Source organism: Geodermatophilus sp. SYSU D00867 (assembly GCF_054050315.1).
Genome location: NZ_JBJGZC010000004.1, coordinates 141,815 through 159,468, shown reverse-complemented (window position 1 = coordinate 159,468; position 17,654 = coordinate 141,815). Strand labels below are relative to the sequence as shown.

Sequence of the window (17,654 nt, the reverse complement as noted above, 5' to 3'; positions counted from 1 at the left end):
TACCGGACGTCGTGATCAGCACCTGGACCCATGCGTGCAGTGCACCCCCTCGCGGCGTCGGGCACCGGTCGGACCCCCGCAGAACACGATCCGGTAACCGCCCGGCCGACGACCGTTGACTCAAACCGACAGGGCTATATGTTTACCCGCACGCCGAGGTGGACCTCCGGCCGACGACCCGGTCCGACGTCCACCCGCAGCGACAGCAGGCCCGGACACCCACGCGGCCGCTGGACGAGGTTCCCCCGCTGAGGCCCTGCTGACTCCGAGGAGTTCGACGTGAGTGATGTCCGTGTCGCGGTGATCGGCGCCGGGGTCTGCGGGCTGTCCACCGCCACGGAGCTGCAGGACCTCGGCGTCGGGGACGTGGTCGTCCTCGACGCCGGCCACCCCGGCGACGGGTCGTCCGGGCTGTCCGTCGGCATGGTCGAGACCCAGTACGTCGAGGCCGCCGACATCGCGGTCCGGGCGCACGGCCGTCGCCACTACGACCGCCTGGAACGCGACCACGGGCTGACCTTCGTCCGCGGCGGCTACCTGCGCACCGCCCGCAGCGCGGCGGACCTCGACGCCTACGGGCGCAGCATCGAGCGGCAGCGCGCCGCCGGCGTGCCCGACGCCGAGGTCCTGACCCCGGCCGAGATCGCCCGGCGGTGGCCGCACCTGGTGGTCGACGACCTCGTCGGCGGGCTCTTCGGCCCCTCGGACGGGCACATCGACGGCTACGAGTACTGCACGCTGGCCGCCCGGCTCGTCCGGGAGCGGGGCGGGCGGGTCCTGACGAACGAGCGGCTGGTCGGCGCCGAGGCGTCGTCGGGCGGGTGGACGCTGCGGACCCCCCGCCGGACGGTCGAGGCCGACGTCGTGGTCAACGCCGCGGGCCCGTGGGCCGGCGCGGTCGGCGACCTGCTCGGGGCGCCGGTGCCGCTGGTCCCGCAGCTGCACGGCGCGGTGACCATCGAGCTGGCCGAGCCGCTCACCCCGCTGCTGCCCTTCGTCATGGACTACGTGCCCGGGTCCGGACGGGCCGGCGTCTACTTCCGCTCCGAGCGCGCCGACCAGCTCATCGCGGGGCTGCACGTGGAGGAGGCGGTCGCCGACGCCGTCTCGCCCGACGTGCCCCTCGGCCGGGTCGACGACGCCTTCCTGGAGGAGCTCGTCGAGCGGCTGACCGAGCGACTCGCCGACACCGACGGCGCGGCGATCGGGCGCAGCTGGACCGGTCTCTACCCGATGACGCCCGACCACCGGCCGATCGTCGGGCGCCACCCCTCCCGCGCCGACGTCGTCTGCGCCGTCGGCGGCGGCGGCAACGGCATCCAGCTCGCCCCCGCCATCGGCCGGGTCGCCGCCGAGGCGCTCGTCGGCGTCCCCGAGCCGACCTTCGCCGCCACCGACCCGGGCTGGGACCCGGCCCGCCTGGCGCCGGCGGCGCCGGCCGCCACCCAGGCCCCCTGACCGCCCCGTCCGATCCCCCGCACGCAAGGAGAGTCCCGGTGACCACCAAGCTCGACTACGGATCGACCGACCTCGGCGACGCCGACCTCGACGCCCGCTTCGAGGCCGCCCTCGCCGAGGCCCGCAAGGGCAGCGAGGTGCTCGCCCACGTCATCGCCGGGCGGCCCGACGAGCGCGGCGCGACGTTCACCCGCGAGGACCCCTGCGCGCCCGGGACCGTGGTCGCCACCGCGCGCACCGCCGACAGCGCCGTGGTCGCCGACGCCGTGGCCGCCGCCCGCGCCGCGACCCGGGGCTGGCGGACGACGCCCGCCGCGGACCGCATCGCGGCGCTGCGGCAGGCGAAGGCCGGGTTCGCCGACCGCGCCGCCGAGATCGCCGGCGTCGTCTCGGCCGAGACCGGCAAGACCCGGCTCGAGGCGCTGGCCGAGGCCCAGGAGGCCGTCGACCTCGTCGAGCACTACTGCGCCGAGATGGAGCGCAACGACGGCTTCGTCACCCCCCTCCGGTCGGCACCGGGCGAGCGCAACACCGACGTCCTGCGCCCCTTCGGCGTCTTCGCCGTCATCGCGCCCTTCAACTTCCCCGTCGCCCTGGCCGTCAACATGGCCGCGGCCGCGCTGGTCACCGGCAACACCGTCGTCGCCAAGCCGTCGGACAAGACGCCGCGCTCCACGGCGCTGGCGTGGGAGATCCTGGGCGCGGCGCTGCCCGCCGGCGTGCTGAACGTCGTGCACGGCGGCGCGGACACCGGCCGCGAGCTGGCCGGCGCCGCCGTCGACGGGATCGCCTTCACCGGCTCGGCCGCCGTCGGCTGGCAGCTGGTCCGCGAGCTGGGTCAGGGCGCGTACGCCCGGCCGGTGCTCGCCGAGATGGGCGGCAGCAACCCCGCGATCGTCACCGCCACCGCCGACCTCGACGACGCCGCGCACGGCATCGCCCGCTCCGCGTTCGGCCTGTCGGGCCAGAAGTGCAGCGCCTGCCGCCGCGTGGTCGTCGACCGCCGCGTCGCCGACGAGCTCGTCGCCAAGCTCGCCGCGGCGGCCGAGGCGATCGTCGTCGGCGACCCGGCCGACCCGCGCACCGGCATGGGCCCGGTCGCCGACGACGCCGTCAGCCGCCGCATCGACGACGCCCTCGCCGCGGCGGCGCGCGACGGCCGGGTGGTCACCGGCGGCCGCGCCGAGGAGCGCAGCGGCAACTTCTACCGCCCGGTCGTCGTCGCCGACCTGCCGCTGGGCCACCCGCTGACCCGCGAGGAGCTGTTCGCGCCGTTCGTCACCGTCACCGCGGTGGACGGGTTCGACGAGGCGATCGCGGAGGCCAACGCCGTCGACTACGGCCTGTCGGCCGGCGTCTTCACCGGCGACCAGGACGAGGTCGACCGCTTCCTCGACGAGATCGAGGCCGGCGTCGTCTACGTCAACCGGCGTGCGGGCGCGACCACCGGCGCCTGGCCCGGCATCCAGTCCTTCTGCGGCTGGAAGGCCAGCGGCTCGTCCGGCAAGGGCGGCCTGGGCCCCTGGTACCTGCCCGGCTTCATGCGCGAGCAGTCGCGCACCGTCGCCGGCTGACCGACCCGACCCCACCGACCGAGGAGGCACCGTGACGGTCGCCGAGCTCCGGGACCGCGCCCGCCGCGTCATGCCGGGCGGCAACACCCGCAGCACGCTCTTCGTGCCGCCGCACCCGCCGTACGCGGTGTCCGGCAGCGGCTGCGTCGTCACCGACGCCACCGGGCACCAGGTCGTCGACTGCAACAACAACTACACGGCGCTGATCCACGGCCACGCCCACCCCGAGCTGGTCGCGGTGGCCACCGAGGCAGTGGCCGCCGGGTCCGCCTTCGGGTTGCCGACGGAGTCCGAGGTGGTCTGCGCCGAGCTGCTGCGGGAGCGGGTGGGCCTGCCGAGCTGGCGGTTCTGCAACTCCGGCACCGAGGCCGTGATGATGGCCCTGCGCGGCGCCCGCGCGGCCACCGGCCGCGACCTGGTGGTCCGCTTCGCCGGCAGCTACCACGGCACCTACGACGCCGTCGTCGACCCCACCGCCCCGGGCGTCCCCGGCAGCGTGGCCGAGGCCGTGGTGACCCTCCCGCAGGGCGACGCGGGGGCCTTCGCCGACCTGATGCGGGCCCGGGGCGGCGAGGTGGCCGCCGTCCTCGTCGACCTCATGCCCAACCGGGCCGGGCTGCGGCCGGCGGACCCGTCGTTCGTCGAGCTGGTGGCCGCGCTGACCCGCGGGGCCGGCGCGCTGCTGGTCGTCGACGAGGTCATCACCCTGCGGCTGGAGGTCGGTGGCCTGCACAGCCGCTACGGCGTCGAACCCGACCTGGTCACCGTCGGCAAGGTCGTCGGCGGCGGGTTCCCGGTGGGCGGCGTCGGCGGGCGCCGCGAGGTCCTCGACGCCTTCAGCCCGCTCGCCGACGGCGCGGTCAGCTGGGGCGGCACCTTCAGCGCCAACCCGGTGACCATGCGCACCGGCACGGCGGCCCTGCGGCTCTTCGGCGCCGACGAGGTGGCCGCCCTCAACGCCCGCGGCGACCGGCTGCGGGAGGAGCTCGCCGCCCGCGGTGTCGCGGTCAGCGGCTCGGGCTCGCTGGTCCGGCTCCTGCTGCCCGACCCGGGCGCCACCTGGTGGCGCCTCTACGAGCGGGGGGTGCTGGCCGGCACCAACGGCCTGCTCGCCCTCTCGACCCCGATGACCGACGACGACGTGGACACCGTCCGCGACGCCGTCCTCGCCGCTGTGGAGGTGGCCGCGTGAGCGCCGTGGCGCAGGAACCCGTCGTCGTCCTCGACCGGATCCACAAGCAGTTCGGCGACCTCGTGGTCGTCAAGGACGTCTCGCTGTCGGTCGCCCGCGGCGAGGTCGTGGCGATCATCGGCCCCAGCGGGTCGGGCAAGAGCACGCTGCTGCGCTGCATCAACCTGCTCGAGCGGGCCGACTCCGGCCGCGTCGAGGTGGTCGGCCGGGCGGTCGAGCCCGGCGCCGGCGTCTCCCACCGCGACCTCGCCGCCCTGCGCCGCAACGTCGGCATGGTCTTCCAGTCGTTCAACCTGTTCCCGCACATGACCGTGCTGCGCAACGTCTCCCTCCCGCAGGAGCGGGTGCTCGGCCGCAGCCGCGCCGAGGCCGACGAGCGCTCCCGGCAGCTGCTCGAGCGGGTGGGCCTCGGCGCCAAGGCCGACACCTACCCCTCCCGCTGCTCCGGCGGTCAGCAGCAGCGGGTCGCGATCGCCCGCGCCCTGGCCCTCGACCCGGAGGTCATGCTCTTCGACGAGCCGACGTCCGCGCTGGACCCGGAGCTGGGCCTGGAGGTCCTCGCCGTCATGCGCGAGCTGGCCGCCGACGGCATGACCATGGTCGTCGTCACCCACGAGATCCACTTCGCGGCCGACGTCGCCGACCGCGTCGTGGTCATGGCCGACGGCGCGATCCTCGAGGAGGGCAGCCCCGAGCAGGTGCTGCGCACGCCGGCCACCGACCGTGCCCGGCGCTTCCTCAGCGCGGTGGTCGACCGCTGATGGACGTCCTCGAGGCTGTGCTGCTCGGGGTGCCGGTCACCCTGCTGGTCACGGTCCTGGCGTTCGCGCTGGGCGCCGTGCTGGCGGTGCCCCTGGCGGCGGCCCGGCGGTCGCGGGTGACGCCGGTCCGCTGGCTGGGCCGCGTCGTCATCGACGTCGTCCGCGGGATCCCGCCGGTGGTCTGGCTGTTCCTCATCTTCTTCGGCCTGGGCAGGGACCTGATCCGGCTCGAGCCGATCGAGGCCGGGGTGATCGGGCTCGGGATCATCTCCGCCGGCTACCTGGCCGAGATCTACCGCGGTGGGCTGTCCGCCGTGCACCGCGGGCAGTGGGAGGCCGCCTCGGCGCTGGGGATGGGCGGCAGCGACACGCTGGTCCGCATCGTGGCGCCGCAGGCGTTCCGGGTCTCGCTGCCCGCCGCGACCACCTACGCGATCAGCCTGCTCAAGGACTCCACGATCGTCTCGGCGATCGGCGTCACCGAGATCCTTTTCCGGGCCACGCAGAGCGCCCGGTCGATGGGGGCGGGACTCACCCCGTTCTTCGTCGCCGCGGCGGTCTACATCCTGCTCAGCGCGCCGCTGGCCTGGCTGTCCCGCGGCCTCGACGCACGACTCCGGGCGCGGGTGGCGCGATGACCGGCCTGCTGACCTCGTGGGGCGACTGGCTGCCCCGGCTGCTGGAGGGCCTGCTCACCAGCCTGCAGCTCACCGTGGTGAGCCTGCTGATCGGGGTGCCGCTCGGCCTGGCGCTCGCCCTGCTCAGCTCGGCGCGCAACCGGGCGGTGCGGTGGACGGCCATCGGCCTGGTGGAGATCGGCCGCGGCACGCCGGCGCTGGTCATGCTGCAGTTCGTCTACTACGGGCTGCCCTCGGCCGGGCTGTCCCTGACCGCCTTCGTCTCCGCCATCGCGGCGCTGTCGCTCACCACGGCCGGCTACACCAGCGAGATCCTCCGCGGCGGCCTGCAGGCCGTGCCGGCCGGGGAGACCGAGGCGGCCGGTGCCCTGGGCATGTCGCGCCGGGACACGCTCCGCTACGTCATCGTCCCGCAGGGGGTCCGGATCGCCCTGCCGTCGCTCATGGGCTTCGCGATCCTGATCTTCCAGGCCACGTCGCTGACCTTCACGATCTCGGTCGTCGAGCTGCTCAGCCAGGCCTACTCCATCGGCGCGGCGACCTTCCGCTACCTCGACGTCCTCGTGCTGGCCGGGCTGCTCTACCTGGCCGTGACGATCCCCGCCGGCTGGCTGACCAACGGCACAGAACGGCGGCTGTCCCGCCACCTCTGACGGCACCACCCGCTCCACCCACCGCACCGCAGCGCGACGGCGATCCCGCCGTCGGGCCCGTTCGTCCTGAGGAGATCACCGTGAAGACGCACCGCCTGAGCGCCGCCGTCCTCGCCCTCGGTTCCGCCGTGGCCCTCGTGGGCTGCGGATCGGACCCGGCCGGCGAGGTGGCGGCCGACTGCGAGCCCGCCCACCAGTTCGAGACGGTCGAGGAGGGCGTGCTCACCGTCGCCCTGACCAACACCCCGCCCTACTCCTTCGAGGAGGGCGGCCAGGCCGAGGGCATCGACAGCGACATCCTCAAGGAGATCGCCGCCGACGAGTGCCTGACGATCGAGTACGAGGCCTACACCTACGCCACCGCGGTCCCTGCCGTGGAGACCGGCCGGGTCGACGTCGCGGTCGGCGGCTTCTACCGGACCGCCGCGCGCGGCGACGTGGTCACCCTGAGCGCCCCCGTGTACCTCGACGAGCTCACCGTGATGTCGGCCGACGGCGTCTCGACCGTCGACGACCTCATCGGCAAGCAGGTGGGCACCGTGGAGGGCTACCTCTGGGTCGACGCGCTGCGCGAGCTGCTCGGCGACAGCCTGCGGACCTACCCCGACTCGCTCAGCCTCGCCCAGGACCTGACCGCCGGGCGCCTGGACATCGGCCTGGACGGCTACGGCGCCGCGGCGCAGTCCACCGAGGGCACCGACTTCCGGATCGAGGTCCTCGAGACCGACCCGCGGGTCCCCGCGACCGAGGAGCCCTCGCAGACGAGCCTGCTGCTCGACCCGAGCAACGACGCCCTGGCCACGGCGATCGACGAGCACGTCACGCAGATGCGCGCGGACGGCTCGCTGGTCGAGATCCTCGAGGCCAACGGGCTGCCGGCGTCGGCCGCCGAGGTGGGCGACCCCCGGCTGATCTGACGGTCCGCCTGCAAGTCAGGGGCCCGTGGTCGCGCTCACCCGTGGCCACGGGCCCTCCCCGTCTGCCGGTGGGGTGCCGTGCTGGTCCCCGTCCACGGCGGTGCCGGTCCCCGTGAGCACACGGGGTCGGCCGACCACTCCGCCGGCCGGGCGCCATCCCGGATCGGGCTCACGCGGCGGTGACGCACGCCCACACGTGCTTGCGACCGTCGTCGACCGTCCAGCCGTGCGTGCGGCACAGCCGGGCCACGAGGTGCAGGCCCAGACCCCCGTCGACCGGGTCACGGTCGACGGCCGGCACCGGAGGACTCTCGACCGCGGCATCGGTGACGTCGACGAGCCAACCGCCGCTGGCGGCCACGACGCAGACGGCGACCGGCGACCGGCCGTGGCGCATGCCGTTGGAGGCCAGCTCCTCGTAGACCAGGAGCAGCTCGTCGACGTCCACCGGCGCGCGGTCTCGCAGCCCCGCCGTGCGCACCGTCGCCTGGAGCTGGTTCCGGCTCACCGTGAGGTCGACGGGCGTGCACAGCTCCCGTCGCCAGACCGCACGGGCGACGTCGGGCACGGTCGGGAGCGGTCGCTGAGTCCACATCACCTGGTCCATCGGCCACCCTCTGCTCGGGGAGGAGCGAGGCCCCGGACCGATCGGCACGTGTCCGCTCCAGGCTCCGGCGGTCGGGCAGGGCACAGGGACCCTGCTCCTTGCGGCCGCTGCTGTTCTGTAATCCGAGCGTAGGCCTGCGGGGGTCGGGGCCGCCCGGCCGAGCGCGTGCTCCACCGGCGAGGGGTGACCCGACACGCTCGGCCCTGTCGCTGCAGTCACGGGGTGCACCAGGAGATGGCGCGTCAGGTGACCGGGTCGGACGGGCTGAGGAGCTGGGCCCCTCGCACTGCGGGGGTGGGCCGACGCGGAGCCGGGGGCCAGGGTGCCGAGGGGGGTCCGGAGGACGGTGGAACCGGCCCTACGAGGAGTCGCTGAGCGGGGCTCGAGCTCCTGGTCGGCGCTGGGAAGGTGGCGGCGTCACCAGGTCGCCGGACACCGCCGGCAGCACCCGGTCGACGTAGTCCCGCACCGCGGCCTGCATCCCGACGTCCCGGCCGGCCGCCTCGGACAGGAACCACCGGTGCTCGAGGACCTCGTGGAAGATCTCGGCGGCGTCCAGCCGGCTGCGCAGGTGCGCGGGGACGGCGGCGATCGTCGGCTGGTAGCTCTCGTTCAGCCAGCGGATGGCGGCCGCGGTCTCGGAGACCGGGCCTCCCGCCACCTGTTCGAGCGCGGCCCGGTAGCTCACGATGTCGGCGAGGAGGCGGCGGGCCTGCTTCTCCTGGACGTCCAGCCCCGTCCGGCTGAACAGCGCCCGCCGGCAGTCGCCGGGCTCCGCGACGCGGGTGGTGAGGCGCAGCCGGCTCCCGCCGGCCGGGTCCTCGACGAGCTCCACCTCGCCGACGTCGAACCCCAGGTCCTGGAGCCTGCGGATCCGCCCGGCGACGCGGAGCTGCTGCTCCTCGCGCGACACCACCTCCTCGCTGGTCAGCTGGGCCCACAGCTGCTCGTACCGCGCCACCAGGTCGGCCGCCGCCAGTGCCGGGTCGACGTCCTCGGCCAGGGAGCCGCTCTCCCGCAGGGCCGTCAGTTCGCTGACGACCCGGGCGTAGGCGACGTCCGTGTCGTGGTCCCGCTGGCTCTGGGTGAGCCGCTCGTGCACCTCCCCCGTCTCGGCGTCCACGAGGTAGGCGGCCAGCGTCCCGGCGTCGAAGCGGAACAGGGTGTTGGCCAGGGAGCAGTCGCCCCACACGATCCCGGCCAGGTGCAGGCGGACCAGCAGCTCCACCTGCGCGTTCATCACCCGGTCGATCAGGTGCGCGCCCCGCGGGTTGGCGAACAGCGCGAGGAACGACGACGAGTAGTCCAGGAAGCGGGTGACGAGCACCGCCTGCTGGTCGCCGGGCCGGTCGACGACGGCGCCGACGACCTCGACCGCCGGGATGCCGAGCTCGTGCAGTCGGCGCAGCACCTCGTACTCGCGGCGAGCGGGTCGCTCGGGCAGCTCCTTGAGCGCGAACACGCGTCCGGCCTCCGCCACGAACCGGACGACGTGACGGGAGCGCCCGTGCTGCGGGATCTCGACGAGCCGGTCGTCGGTCCACTGCGCGAGCGGGACGTCCCAGGGCAGGGTGAGCAGATCGGCCGCCGCCTCGGCGGGAGGACTGAACACGAAGCGCATCCCGGACCTCCGGTTCCCGGACCCGGTTCTGATGCGAGGTTAGCGCGCGCCTCCTCGGATGCCGCACGATCGGCCGCAGGCCGGCGCGCCGCCGGGGCCGGCGCCGTGAGGGCGAGCGGGGGCGTGCCGACGGCCGCCCACGGTCGGCTGCGGCACCGCGTGTCCCCGGTGTCCGTCCGGGTCGTCAGCCCGGCCAGGGTCCACACCCACCGGTCGGCGGCCACAGCGAGGTGGTCGGGGACGAGCTCAGCGGCACACCGGGCCTCCGAGCCGTCGGCGGCAGACCCGTCCCGGGTGGGGACCTCGAACACGGCTGAGGTGGTCGTGCACCCTGCGGATGACGACCTCCCCGCCCCGACCGCGGAGACCACCCGCTCCACCGACCCGTGCCGGACGTCGCCGACGGCGAACACCAGGGCACGCTGGTCTCGAACTCGTGGACCCCATCCCGGCGGAGCCGCCGCGTCGATCTCCCGGATCGGGTGGTCGGACATGGTCGCGCCGACCGCCTGGATACGGCCGAAGATGACCGCGGCGCCCGGCCGGTCTGCCCGCTCCCCTGGGTGGCTGGCGCGAGCCCTCCAACACCCAGGCCGACCTGCGCGACGCCTTCGCCGCCGCCGTCCTCGAGGCCCTCGACACGTGAGCCACCCCTGCTTCTGCGGACGGGGCGAAGCCGTCAAGACGCCGAGACGTGCGAGACGTGTCCGCCGCGGCGGAAGGAGGGGCGTCTTCGCAGGCGGAGGGGACACGGGACCGCAGCGAACCAAGGCGGACAACGGAGCGCGAGGAGGAATCGTGGCGAGACACGGTGGTGGGGAACGGCTCCTCGGATCCGCGCTGACGCCGCCGTCGGCCCGCCGGCGAGTCGGCTCCGGCGTCTGAGGTGACTCACGGGGTCGTGCTCCGCTACAGATCCGGTTCAGACGGGTCGGGCGAGCGCGACGAGAACCCGTGTCCGTGAGCCGTCCCGGCGGGGGCGGATGCCGGGTGGATCCTGCTCCTCCTCTTCCCCGTACGGACGTCGCGACCAGCAGCCGGCAACCGCGGCGGTTCCGTGGTGATCGGGCTGCATCCTGCTGTCGGCCGGGACGGATGCCGCTCCGCCCTGCTCGACGAGCTCGTCCGGCCAGTGCGGCAGCCGCGCCTGTGGTGCTGTCCCTCAGGTCAGCAACTGCCGCTCCATGAGGACCTTGACCAGCTCGGCTCGCCGTCTCACGCCGAAGCGCTTCAACATCTGGGCGATGTTCAGCTTGATCGTGTGCACGCTGAACTGCAGTGCCTCGGCGATCTGGTGGTTGTCCGCCCCGTCTGCGACGAGTCGCAGGATGGCGAGTTCACGATCAGTGAGCGGGGAATGGTCCTTGCCTCGCCTCGACCCGATGAGGGAGGCGTTGACCACGCGCGGATCGAAGTAGGCCCCTTCCGCCTTCGCCGTCCGGAGCGCGTGCGGGAGGGCGCTCGTGGACGTGTCCTTGAGCAGGTAGCCCACCGCGCCCGCGTGGATGGCGCCCTGCAGCAGGTCCTCGTTGGCGAAGGCCGTGAACATGAGGACGGCCGTCCCGGGCACCCGTTCGGACAGCTCCTCACACAAGGGGAAGCTGTTCCGGGTCCCGAGTCGGAGGTCGAGCAGGACGAGGTCGGGCTCCGTCTCCTGGATCAGGGCCAGGGCACGACGGGCGTCGGTCGCTCCACCGCAGTACTCGAGGTCCGGTTCCTTGGCCGCCATGGCCTCGACCGCGAACAGGATGATGTCGTGGTCGTCGATCGCGCAGAAGCGCACCACGTCGTCCACCGCGTCACCACGTGCGGGGCACGTCGAGGCAGACCCTGGTGCCCTCGTCGGCGCTCGAGTCGATCGTCAGGGACGCTCCGATCCTGGCCGCGCGCCGGCGCATGGACGTCACCCCGAGGTGCCCCATGCTGGACAGCTGGGCCGGGTCCAGGTTCACGATGGGAGACCCCCGGCCGTCGTCCGTGACGCGCAGCGTCACGCCGGTCGCCGAGCTGTCGATGCTGATGGTCTGCATGGTGCAAGCGGAGTGCTTGAGCGAGTTCGTCAGGGCCTCGGCGCCGACCTGGACGACTGCCTCGGCCACGTGGGACGGCAGTGGGGCCTCCGTCATCGGGCCGATGACGAGGACGGTCCGCGAGACGCCCGGCCGAGCCCTGACGGAGGTGATGCTGTCGAGGACCTGACTGACGCTCATCTGCGCAGGGCCCCGCGGCACCAGCTCGCTCAGTTCGGCGCGCAGGGTCTGCAGTGCGTCGGCAGCCGACTGGCGGATGGCCTCGACCGACGCCGCGGCCGCCCCGTCCTCGGCGGATGCCGCGGCCTGCTCGGCGGTGAACCCGATCTCGACCAGACGACGCACCACCGAGTCGTGGATGGCGTGCGCGAAGTCCTCGCGTAGTCGGCCCAGTCGAGCGCTCTGCGCGGACTCCTTGAACTCCGAGGTGTTCATGAGCAAGGACACGTACTCGGCGTACTCGCTGAGCAGACGCTCGTCGGTCTCGCTGTACGGCCGTGGGGTCCGGTTGCCCACGTACAGGACGCCGTGGACCTCGCTCCCGCTCCGGGTCAACGGGGCCGCGACGGCGGAGAGGATCCCCTCGTCGAGGGTCTCGCTCACTGGCGCCTCGAGCAGTCGCTCGTCACGTGCGTAGTCGATGGAGGTGACGACCCTGCCCGTCCTGCGGGCCAGACCCCCCAGGCCCTGGCCGAACTCCATCCGCAGGTGTCGGAAGTCCGGGGTGTAGACCTTGGAGAACGACGCGAAGTAGTAGTGCGTGCCGCTCGGCTCCTGCTCGGGCAGCGCCAGGTAGGCGGCGTCCGAGCGGAGGAGCACCCGTGCGGTGTCGACCAGGGAGCGCAGTCGCCCCATGGGCCCCGCACCGCTGGTGTCGGCAGCCAGCACCGACCGGAGGGCAGAGCTGAGCTGACGCTGGATGTGCAGGGTGCCGCTCAGGCGCGACTCCCCCAGCGTTCGCGTGAGCCGGGGCAGGTCGGCGACCCCCCTGAGCCGCTGGAGTGACTGACACTCTCCACCGTCGACCTCGATGCCGACGAGGACCACTCCGCGACCGAAGGGGTCGCGCCACGGCATGGCCAGGGCCGACGCCAGGTGGAGGCCGAAGGGGCGCAGCCTGGACCGGGCCGCCACTCCGGACACGCTCACCGGCGCCAGCGTGTCCAGCGACTGGTTCAGGCGCAGCGGCTCGTTCGCGATCGCCGGCTCGAGACCTGTGGAGCAACTGTCGGAGAGGACGAAGAAGTCACTCCCCCCGGTGCCGGTCGGCTGGTAGAGGGCGATGGCCCGCTCGCTGAGGACCGCCTCGCGCAACTCGACGAGGATCTCCCGGAGCGAGTCGAACACCGCCCGGGAACCACCTCCGTCGGCCCAGTAGACCTGCGCTGCCTCCGGGATCACGCCGGGGGCCTGCCGCGCTCGGCCGGGGAGCGACCGGGCTCCAGCGGCACGGGTGTCGGGTGTGCCAGGGGACGGCCCTCCTGTGGCCGGGGCGATCGGCTCCCCCCGAGCCTAGGGGCGGCTCGGGGGGAGCGTCACGCTACTGCCGCGCGAAGCTGGAGTCGGCGGGCGCCGGCTCCACTCCGCGGACGTCGGGCAGCGCCATCTTGCGGCGGTCCTCGTCGTCGGGCACCCAGCACCGGGCGATCTCGTCCATCGTGGCGAACCAGACGCCGTCCTTCTCCGCGAGGTGCTGGATGAGCCGCTCGTACCACATGATGTGGTGCGCCTGCCCGATGATCTGGGGGTGCACGCACGTCGCGTACACGGCGTTCTCGACGTTCTGGTAGGCGTAGTCGAAGATGTCCCGCCAACGCCGGAAGATCGTGTCGGTGTCCTGCATGCCCGTCGACGTGCCGGTGTAGGCCAGCGGCGGGAAGTCGTCGAGATACCAGTTCACCGGGATCTCCAGCACCTCGCTCGCCCGGCCGGCGACGTTGCCCTTCTCCCAGTTCACCTGCCACCGCTGGGGGTGGTACGGCACGAGGTCGCGGGCCATGAGGCTCGTGTCGTAGGTGAAGCCGGACTCCTCGATGATGTCGAGGGTGTTGTCGCTGTAGTCCCAGTAGGGCGAGCGGTAGCCGGTGGGGCGGATGCCCAGCTGGTTCTTGAAGCTGTCGAAGGCGAGGTCGACCAAGCGCCGCTCGGTGTCACGGCTGATGCCCGGCGGGATCTCGTGGTAGTAGCCGTGGTGACCGAACTCGTGCCCGTCCTCGAGGATCTTCCGGCACCACTGGGGGAACGTGTCCACGGAGTGGCCGGGGGTGAACCAGGTCGACTTGATGTCGTAGCGCTTGTACAGCTCGAGCAGCCGCGGCACTCCGACCTCGGCACCGAACTCGCCGCGTGACATGAAGGCCGGGCTCGGCCGGTTGAACGCCCCCAGCCAGAGCGCCTGGGCGTCGAAGTCCGTGCCCAGGTTGACGGCGATCCTCTTGCCCTCGGGCAGCTGCAGGTGTCCCACGTGCGTGACCTTCTCTCTGTTGTGGAGGGGATCCGGTGCCGTCAGTCGTCCGACGGCAGGAGGTCGATGACCTGCTCGGCTGCTTCCTCGATGCGGTCGCGGCTGTACAGGAGCGGGAAGGCGTCGTTGCGCACCCACGGCTCGAACAGGTCGGTGTAGTGCGGGCTGTCGTGGTTCCCGGACTGTCCGGGCGCGTTCATGGCCGTCGAGGAGTCCCACTCCCCCACGTCGATGGCGATGCGGAACGTCGATCCGGCGGTCTGGACGAAGTTCGGCCCGTAGGCGGTGTTGCCCACCGTGTCGCCGCTCCCCCCGCGCGGGAGGGGTCCCACCGACAGCCTGTCCTCCGGGACACCGGTCAGCAGGGCCCGGAGCGGGTGGGTGGCCCGGGCGACGTGCAGCCGGCCCCAGGCCCACTCGCTGCGGTCCGGTCCGAGCAGCTCCCCGAGGTCGGCGAGCGCCGTCGCCAACGTCTGCGGCACGGCGGCGGCCAGGAAGCCGGCCGGGTCGGGCCCGAGCCGGTGCCCCGGGGACTCCAGGAGCTCGATGTCGATCCGGGCGTCGGCGAGCAGGTCCTCCTTGTTGGCGATGGCGGCGAGGACGTCGGCGTTGTCGTCGCGGGCGGTGACCTCGGCGACTGCCCGGGCGAGCAGGGCCGGCCGCAGGTGCCGTCGGTACCAGACCTCGAACAGGGCTGCGGCAGGTGAGTCGGGGCGCAGGTCACCGTCCCAGTCGAGGAGGAGGTCGAGCCCGTCGATCTGGTCGCGGTCCGGGAGGTCCAGCCCGCGGACGGCGGCCAGGATCCGCTGCGCCGGGATGCTGACGTAGTCCCCCTGCAGGTCCACCATGTCCTGGACGGTGGCCGCGGTCAGGCCGCCGAGGACGTCGTCGATGCGGTGCCGGCGGTACGGGGCGTACCAGTCGTAGGTGATGTGCCGATCCGGGGGGAAGTCCTCCGGCAGGTTCATCTCGTTCGCCGTGGCCAGCCACCCCTGCTCGGGGTTGAGCGCACCGGGCAGTTCGTCCATGTCGTAGAAGCCGGCCCACTCGTACCTGCCGTCGCCGGGCACCGGGAGCGTGCCGTCCCAGTTGGGCCGGATGGGGGTGAGGCCGCCGGTCTTCCAGCCGATGTTGCCGCGGGTGTCGGCGTAGACCTGGTTCTCCGGGGGCGCGCCCCACCGGTTCATCGCGCCCAGGAACTCGTCCCAGTTGCGCGCCCGCATGTAGTCCATGCTGCCGAGGTAGGGGGCCATGCCGGGCTCGAGCCAGGCGGCCCGCACGGCGAACGCGGTGTTCGTGGAGGGGTCGCTGCGGATGACGGGGCCGTGCCGGGTGAAGGCGAGCTCCACCTCGACCTGCCCGCCGCCGGCCACCTCGATCGTGTCCCGCTCGACCCGCATCGGTTCCCACCGGCCCTGGTACCGGTACTCCAGCGGGTCGTCGGGGTTGAGGTCGTAGACGTACAGGTCCTCCTGGTCGATCGCGAAGATCGTCAACCCGAAGGCGATCTGGCCGTTGTGGCCGATGCTGATGCCCGGCAGACCCGGTTCACCACCGCCGATGACGTCGAAGCCGGGAGCGCTCAGGTGAGCCAGGTAGCGCAGGCCGGGGAGCGCGGCCGCAGCCCGGTGCGGGTCGTTGGCGAGCAGCGGGCGCCCGGTGGCGGTCCGGTCACCGGAGAGGACCCAGTTGTTGCTGCCCTCGGGCAGGACGGAGCCCTGCGCCTCGCCGGGCTGGCGCGCGGTGAACACCGGTGGCGTGGTGGCCAGGTCGTACACCGCCAGGACGTCGTCAGGGATCCTGGCCAGGTCGAGCCCCTCCGGGACGACGAGCTCCCGGTGCGGCTCCCGCCGTCGCCGCAGCTCCTCGACGGCGACCCCGTGATCGCGGATCGTCAGAGCCCGCGCCACCTCCTCGCGGAGGTTGTAGAACAACCCGTGGCTGCGGATCCGGGTGACGTCCGCGGGGTCCCAGAACGACGGGGTGTAGCCGAGCTCCCGGAACTCGACGGGCAACAGCTCCGGGTCCTCGCGCGTGAGCTGGACGAAGGCGTTGATGCCCTCCACGAAAGCGGTGCTGGCGCGCTTGGTGTCCGACCCGTAGGACAACCAGTCGGCGTGGGCGTCCCCGCGGAACAGGAACAGGCGCGCGGCCCGGTCGCGCTCGACGTGCTCCGCGCCGAACACCTCCGACAACCGCCCCAGGCCCCGACGCCGCCAGAAGTCGATCTGCCAGAGCCGATCACGCGCTGCGTTGAAGCCCTGCGCCCTGAACGCGTCGTAGGTCGTGGCCGCGTACACGTGGGGAACGCCCCACCTGTCGACGATGATCTGCGCCGGCTCCGTCAGGCCCGGCACGACGAAGGTGCGCTTGTCGAGGTCGTGATCCCGAAGAGAAATGATCGCTCAACTCCCTCGTAGAGGTTCGGTCGCCGAGGTCCTGGCGTGCCGCGCGCCGCTGGCCGACTGCCGTCGCGGCGATCGCCCAGGTGCACTGAAGCCGGAACCGGTGGAGCCGCGCGGGCAGCATTCCCTCGTTCGAACGGCGAACCGGGACTAGCCAGGCGGCTAGTGGACGCAGGCGGCGGTGGCCCGTTCCTGACCGGAGCGCCCTGGGGAGCAGGACGAGCCGGGGGGTCGACCGCGTGCGGTCCTCCGCCACGAGGAGCGGGGCCGACATCGCCGGTGGGAAGCAGCCGCCACGGCGTCGGTGGGCGGGAACGGGTACCGAATGTGCGGAGATGCTGGACTCGGGGGTGGCATTGCTGGTCCCTCGACGACGGCCGTGAAGCACTCTGGCTGTGCAGTCCCAGGCGCGGGGCCGCACTCGTCACCCGGGACGCATCGCGACGCCGGCTCAGCCAGTGGCTGATCTCGATGCCGGCGAGCGCGGGCGCTGCTCGACCGGCTGCGGATGTTGGCGAGGCCTCCACCAGCCGGGGCGCCGCACTGCGCGAGCAGCTCGCCTCGCCGACCACCTGCCCCGCAGCGGCTGTCACAGGGTGTTCCCTCAAGCAGCGAGGCCGGGTGGGACGAGCACCAGCTTTCCGATGTGCCCCTTCGTCAGGAACGCCTCCTGCGCGAGGGCGATCTCCGCCAGGGGGTACGTGCGCGAGACGACCGGTCGGACCTCGGCGCGTTCGACGTACTCGATCGGGTTCCCGAAGACCTCGTCCTCCTGGAACGTGCAGCCGAGCAGCGAGAGGTCCTTGAGGTACAGCGTGCGCAGGTCGATCTCCGCGATCGGCCCCCCGATGGCCCCCGCGATGGCGTAGCGACCGCCGGGCCGCAGGAGGTCGAGCCACTGCGGGAACTGGGCCCCGCCGACGAGATCCATCACCACGTCGACGCTCGCCCTGCCGAGGGTGCGGACCAGGTCCTCGCCGCGATCGACGATCCGATCGGCACCCTGAGCCAGCACGTCGGCGGCCTTCGCGGCCGAACACACCGCGGTGACCGTCGCGCCCCGGCGCTTGGCGAGCTGCTCCGCGGCGAGTCCCACGCCCCTGGGAGGCGCCGGTCACGAGCACCCGTTCCGCCTCCACCGCGGCCCGGTGCAGCATGTTCTCCGCCGTGGAGTAGGCGCAGGGCACAGCCGCGAGTTCCTCGTCGCTCCAGTCGCTCCGCACGGCATACGCCTCGCGAGCGGGAGCGACCGTGAACTGCGCGAATCCGCCGTCACTGTGATGAAGCCGACCCAGCGTGCCGCGCCTACCGTTGGGCGACTGCCCCAGGCACAA

14 protein-coding genes are annotated in these 17,654 nt (G+C 73.1%); 7 read left to right on the top strand and 7 right to left on the bottom strand.

Annotation, left to right across the window (positions count from 1 at the left end):
- Positions 1-279 precede the first annotated feature (279 nt).
- The 7 genes from ACI8AK_RS05475 to ACI8AK_RS05445 all read left to right on the top strand — a co-directional run bounded on the left by ACI8AK_RS05475 (position 280) and on the right by ACI8AK_RS05445 (position 7,193).
- Entirely contained in the window at positions 280-1,458 is a 1,179-nt protein-coding gene (locus ACI8AK_RS05475) for an NAD(P)/FAD-dependent oxidoreductase (protein WP_456955402.1), read from the top strand.
- Between the two features lie 38 nt (positions 1,459-1,496).
- On the top strand, positions 1,497-3,032 hold the full coding sequence (locus ACI8AK_RS05470) for an aldehyde dehydrogenase family protein (protein WP_387985175.1): 1,536 nt from the start codon (positions 1,497-1,499) through the stop codon (positions 3,030-3,032).
- Positions 3,033-3,063: 31 nt separating this feature from the next.
- Positions 3,064-4,224 carry an aminotransferase class III-fold pyridoxal phosphate-dependent enzyme gene (locus tag ACI8AK_RS05465; RefSeq protein WP_387985177.1) on the top strand — a complete coding sequence of 387 codons (1,161 nt, stop codon included), beginning with the start codon at positions 3,064-3,066 and terminating at the stop codon, positions 4,222-4,224.
- Positions 4,221-4,985, top strand: a complete 765-nt coding sequence (locus ACI8AK_RS05460) for an amino acid ABC transporter ATP-binding protein (RefSeq protein WP_387985179.1) — start codon at positions 4,221-4,223, stop codon at positions 4,983-4,985. The genes ACI8AK_RS05465 and ACI8AK_RS05460 overlap by 4 nt, the downstream gene beginning before the upstream one ends.
- Positions 4,985-5,623, top strand: a complete 639-nt coding sequence (locus ACI8AK_RS05455) for an amino acid ABC transporter permease (protein ID WP_387985182.1) — start codon at positions 4,985-4,987, stop codon at positions 5,621-5,623. The genes ACI8AK_RS05460 and ACI8AK_RS05455 overlap by 1 nt, the downstream gene beginning before the upstream one ends.
- A complete protein-coding gene (locus ACI8AK_RS05450; RefSeq protein ID WP_387985185.1) occupies positions 5,620-6,276 on the top strand; it encodes an amino acid ABC transporter permease in 657 nt (218 codons plus the stop codon). Before ACI8AK_RS05455 ends, ACI8AK_RS05450 begins: the two co-directional genes overlap by 4 nt.
- 80 nt (positions 6,277-6,356) lie before the next feature.
- The gene (locus tag ACI8AK_RS05445; protein WP_387985188.1) at positions 6,357-7,193 is read left to right on the top strand and encodes a substrate-binding periplasmic protein; all 837 of its coding nucleotides are present in this window, start codon (positions 6,357-6,359) and stop codon (positions 7,191-7,193) included.
- Between the two features lie 169 nt (positions 7,194-7,362).
- On the opposite strand, the gene ACI8AK_RS05440 is transcribed toward ACI8AK_RS05445, so the two are convergent.
- The 7 genes from ACI8AK_RS05440 to ACI8AK_RS05410 form a co-directional block, all read right to left on the bottom strand.
- The gene (locus tag ACI8AK_RS05440; RefSeq protein WP_456955401.1) at positions 7,363-7,701 is read right to left on the bottom strand and encodes an ATP-binding protein; all 339 of its coding nucleotides are present in this window, start codon (positions 7,699-7,701) and stop codon (positions 7,363-7,365) included.
- Between the two features lie 457 nt (positions 7,702-8,158).
- The gene (locus tag ACI8AK_RS05435) at positions 8,159-9,421 is read right to left on the bottom strand and encodes a DUF4032 domain-containing protein (RefSeq protein ID WP_456955399.1); all 1,263 of its coding nucleotides are present in this window, start codon (positions 9,419-9,421) and stop codon (positions 8,159-8,161) included.
- A 1,162-nt stretch (positions 9,422-10,583) separates the two neighbouring features.
- Positions 10,584-11,216: a response regulator transcription factor gene (locus ACI8AK_RS05430; RefSeq protein WP_387985196.1), complete on the bottom strand. Its 633-nt coding sequence runs from the start codon at positions 11,214-11,216 to the stop codon at positions 10,584-10,586.
- Between the two features lie 4 nt (positions 11,217-11,220).
- Positions 11,221-12,798, bottom strand: a complete 1,578-nt coding sequence (locus ACI8AK_RS05425) for a GAF domain-containing sensor histidine kinase (RefSeq protein ID WP_387985199.1) — start codon at positions 12,796-12,798, stop codon at positions 11,221-11,223.
- 193 nt (positions 12,799-12,991) lie between these two features.
- Positions 12,992-13,915: a polysaccharide deacetylase family protein gene (locus ACI8AK_RS05420; RefSeq protein WP_387985202.1), complete on the bottom strand. Its 924-nt coding sequence runs from the start codon at positions 13,913-13,915 to the stop codon at positions 12,992-12,994.
- A 41-nt stretch (positions 13,916-13,956) separates the two neighbouring features.
- Positions 13,957-16,272, bottom strand: coding sequence for a penicillin acylase family protein (locus ACI8AK_RS05415; RefSeq protein WP_456955397.1), 2,316 nt, complete (start codon positions 16,270-16,272; stop codon positions 13,957-13,959).
- 652 nt (positions 16,273-16,924) lie between these two features.
- Positions 16,925-17,416: a zinc-binding dehydrogenase gene (locus ACI8AK_RS05410; protein ID WP_456955395.1), complete on the bottom strand. Its 492-nt coding sequence runs from the start codon at positions 17,414-17,416 to the stop codon at positions 16,925-16,927.
- Positions 17,417-17,654: the final 238 nt, after the last annotated feature.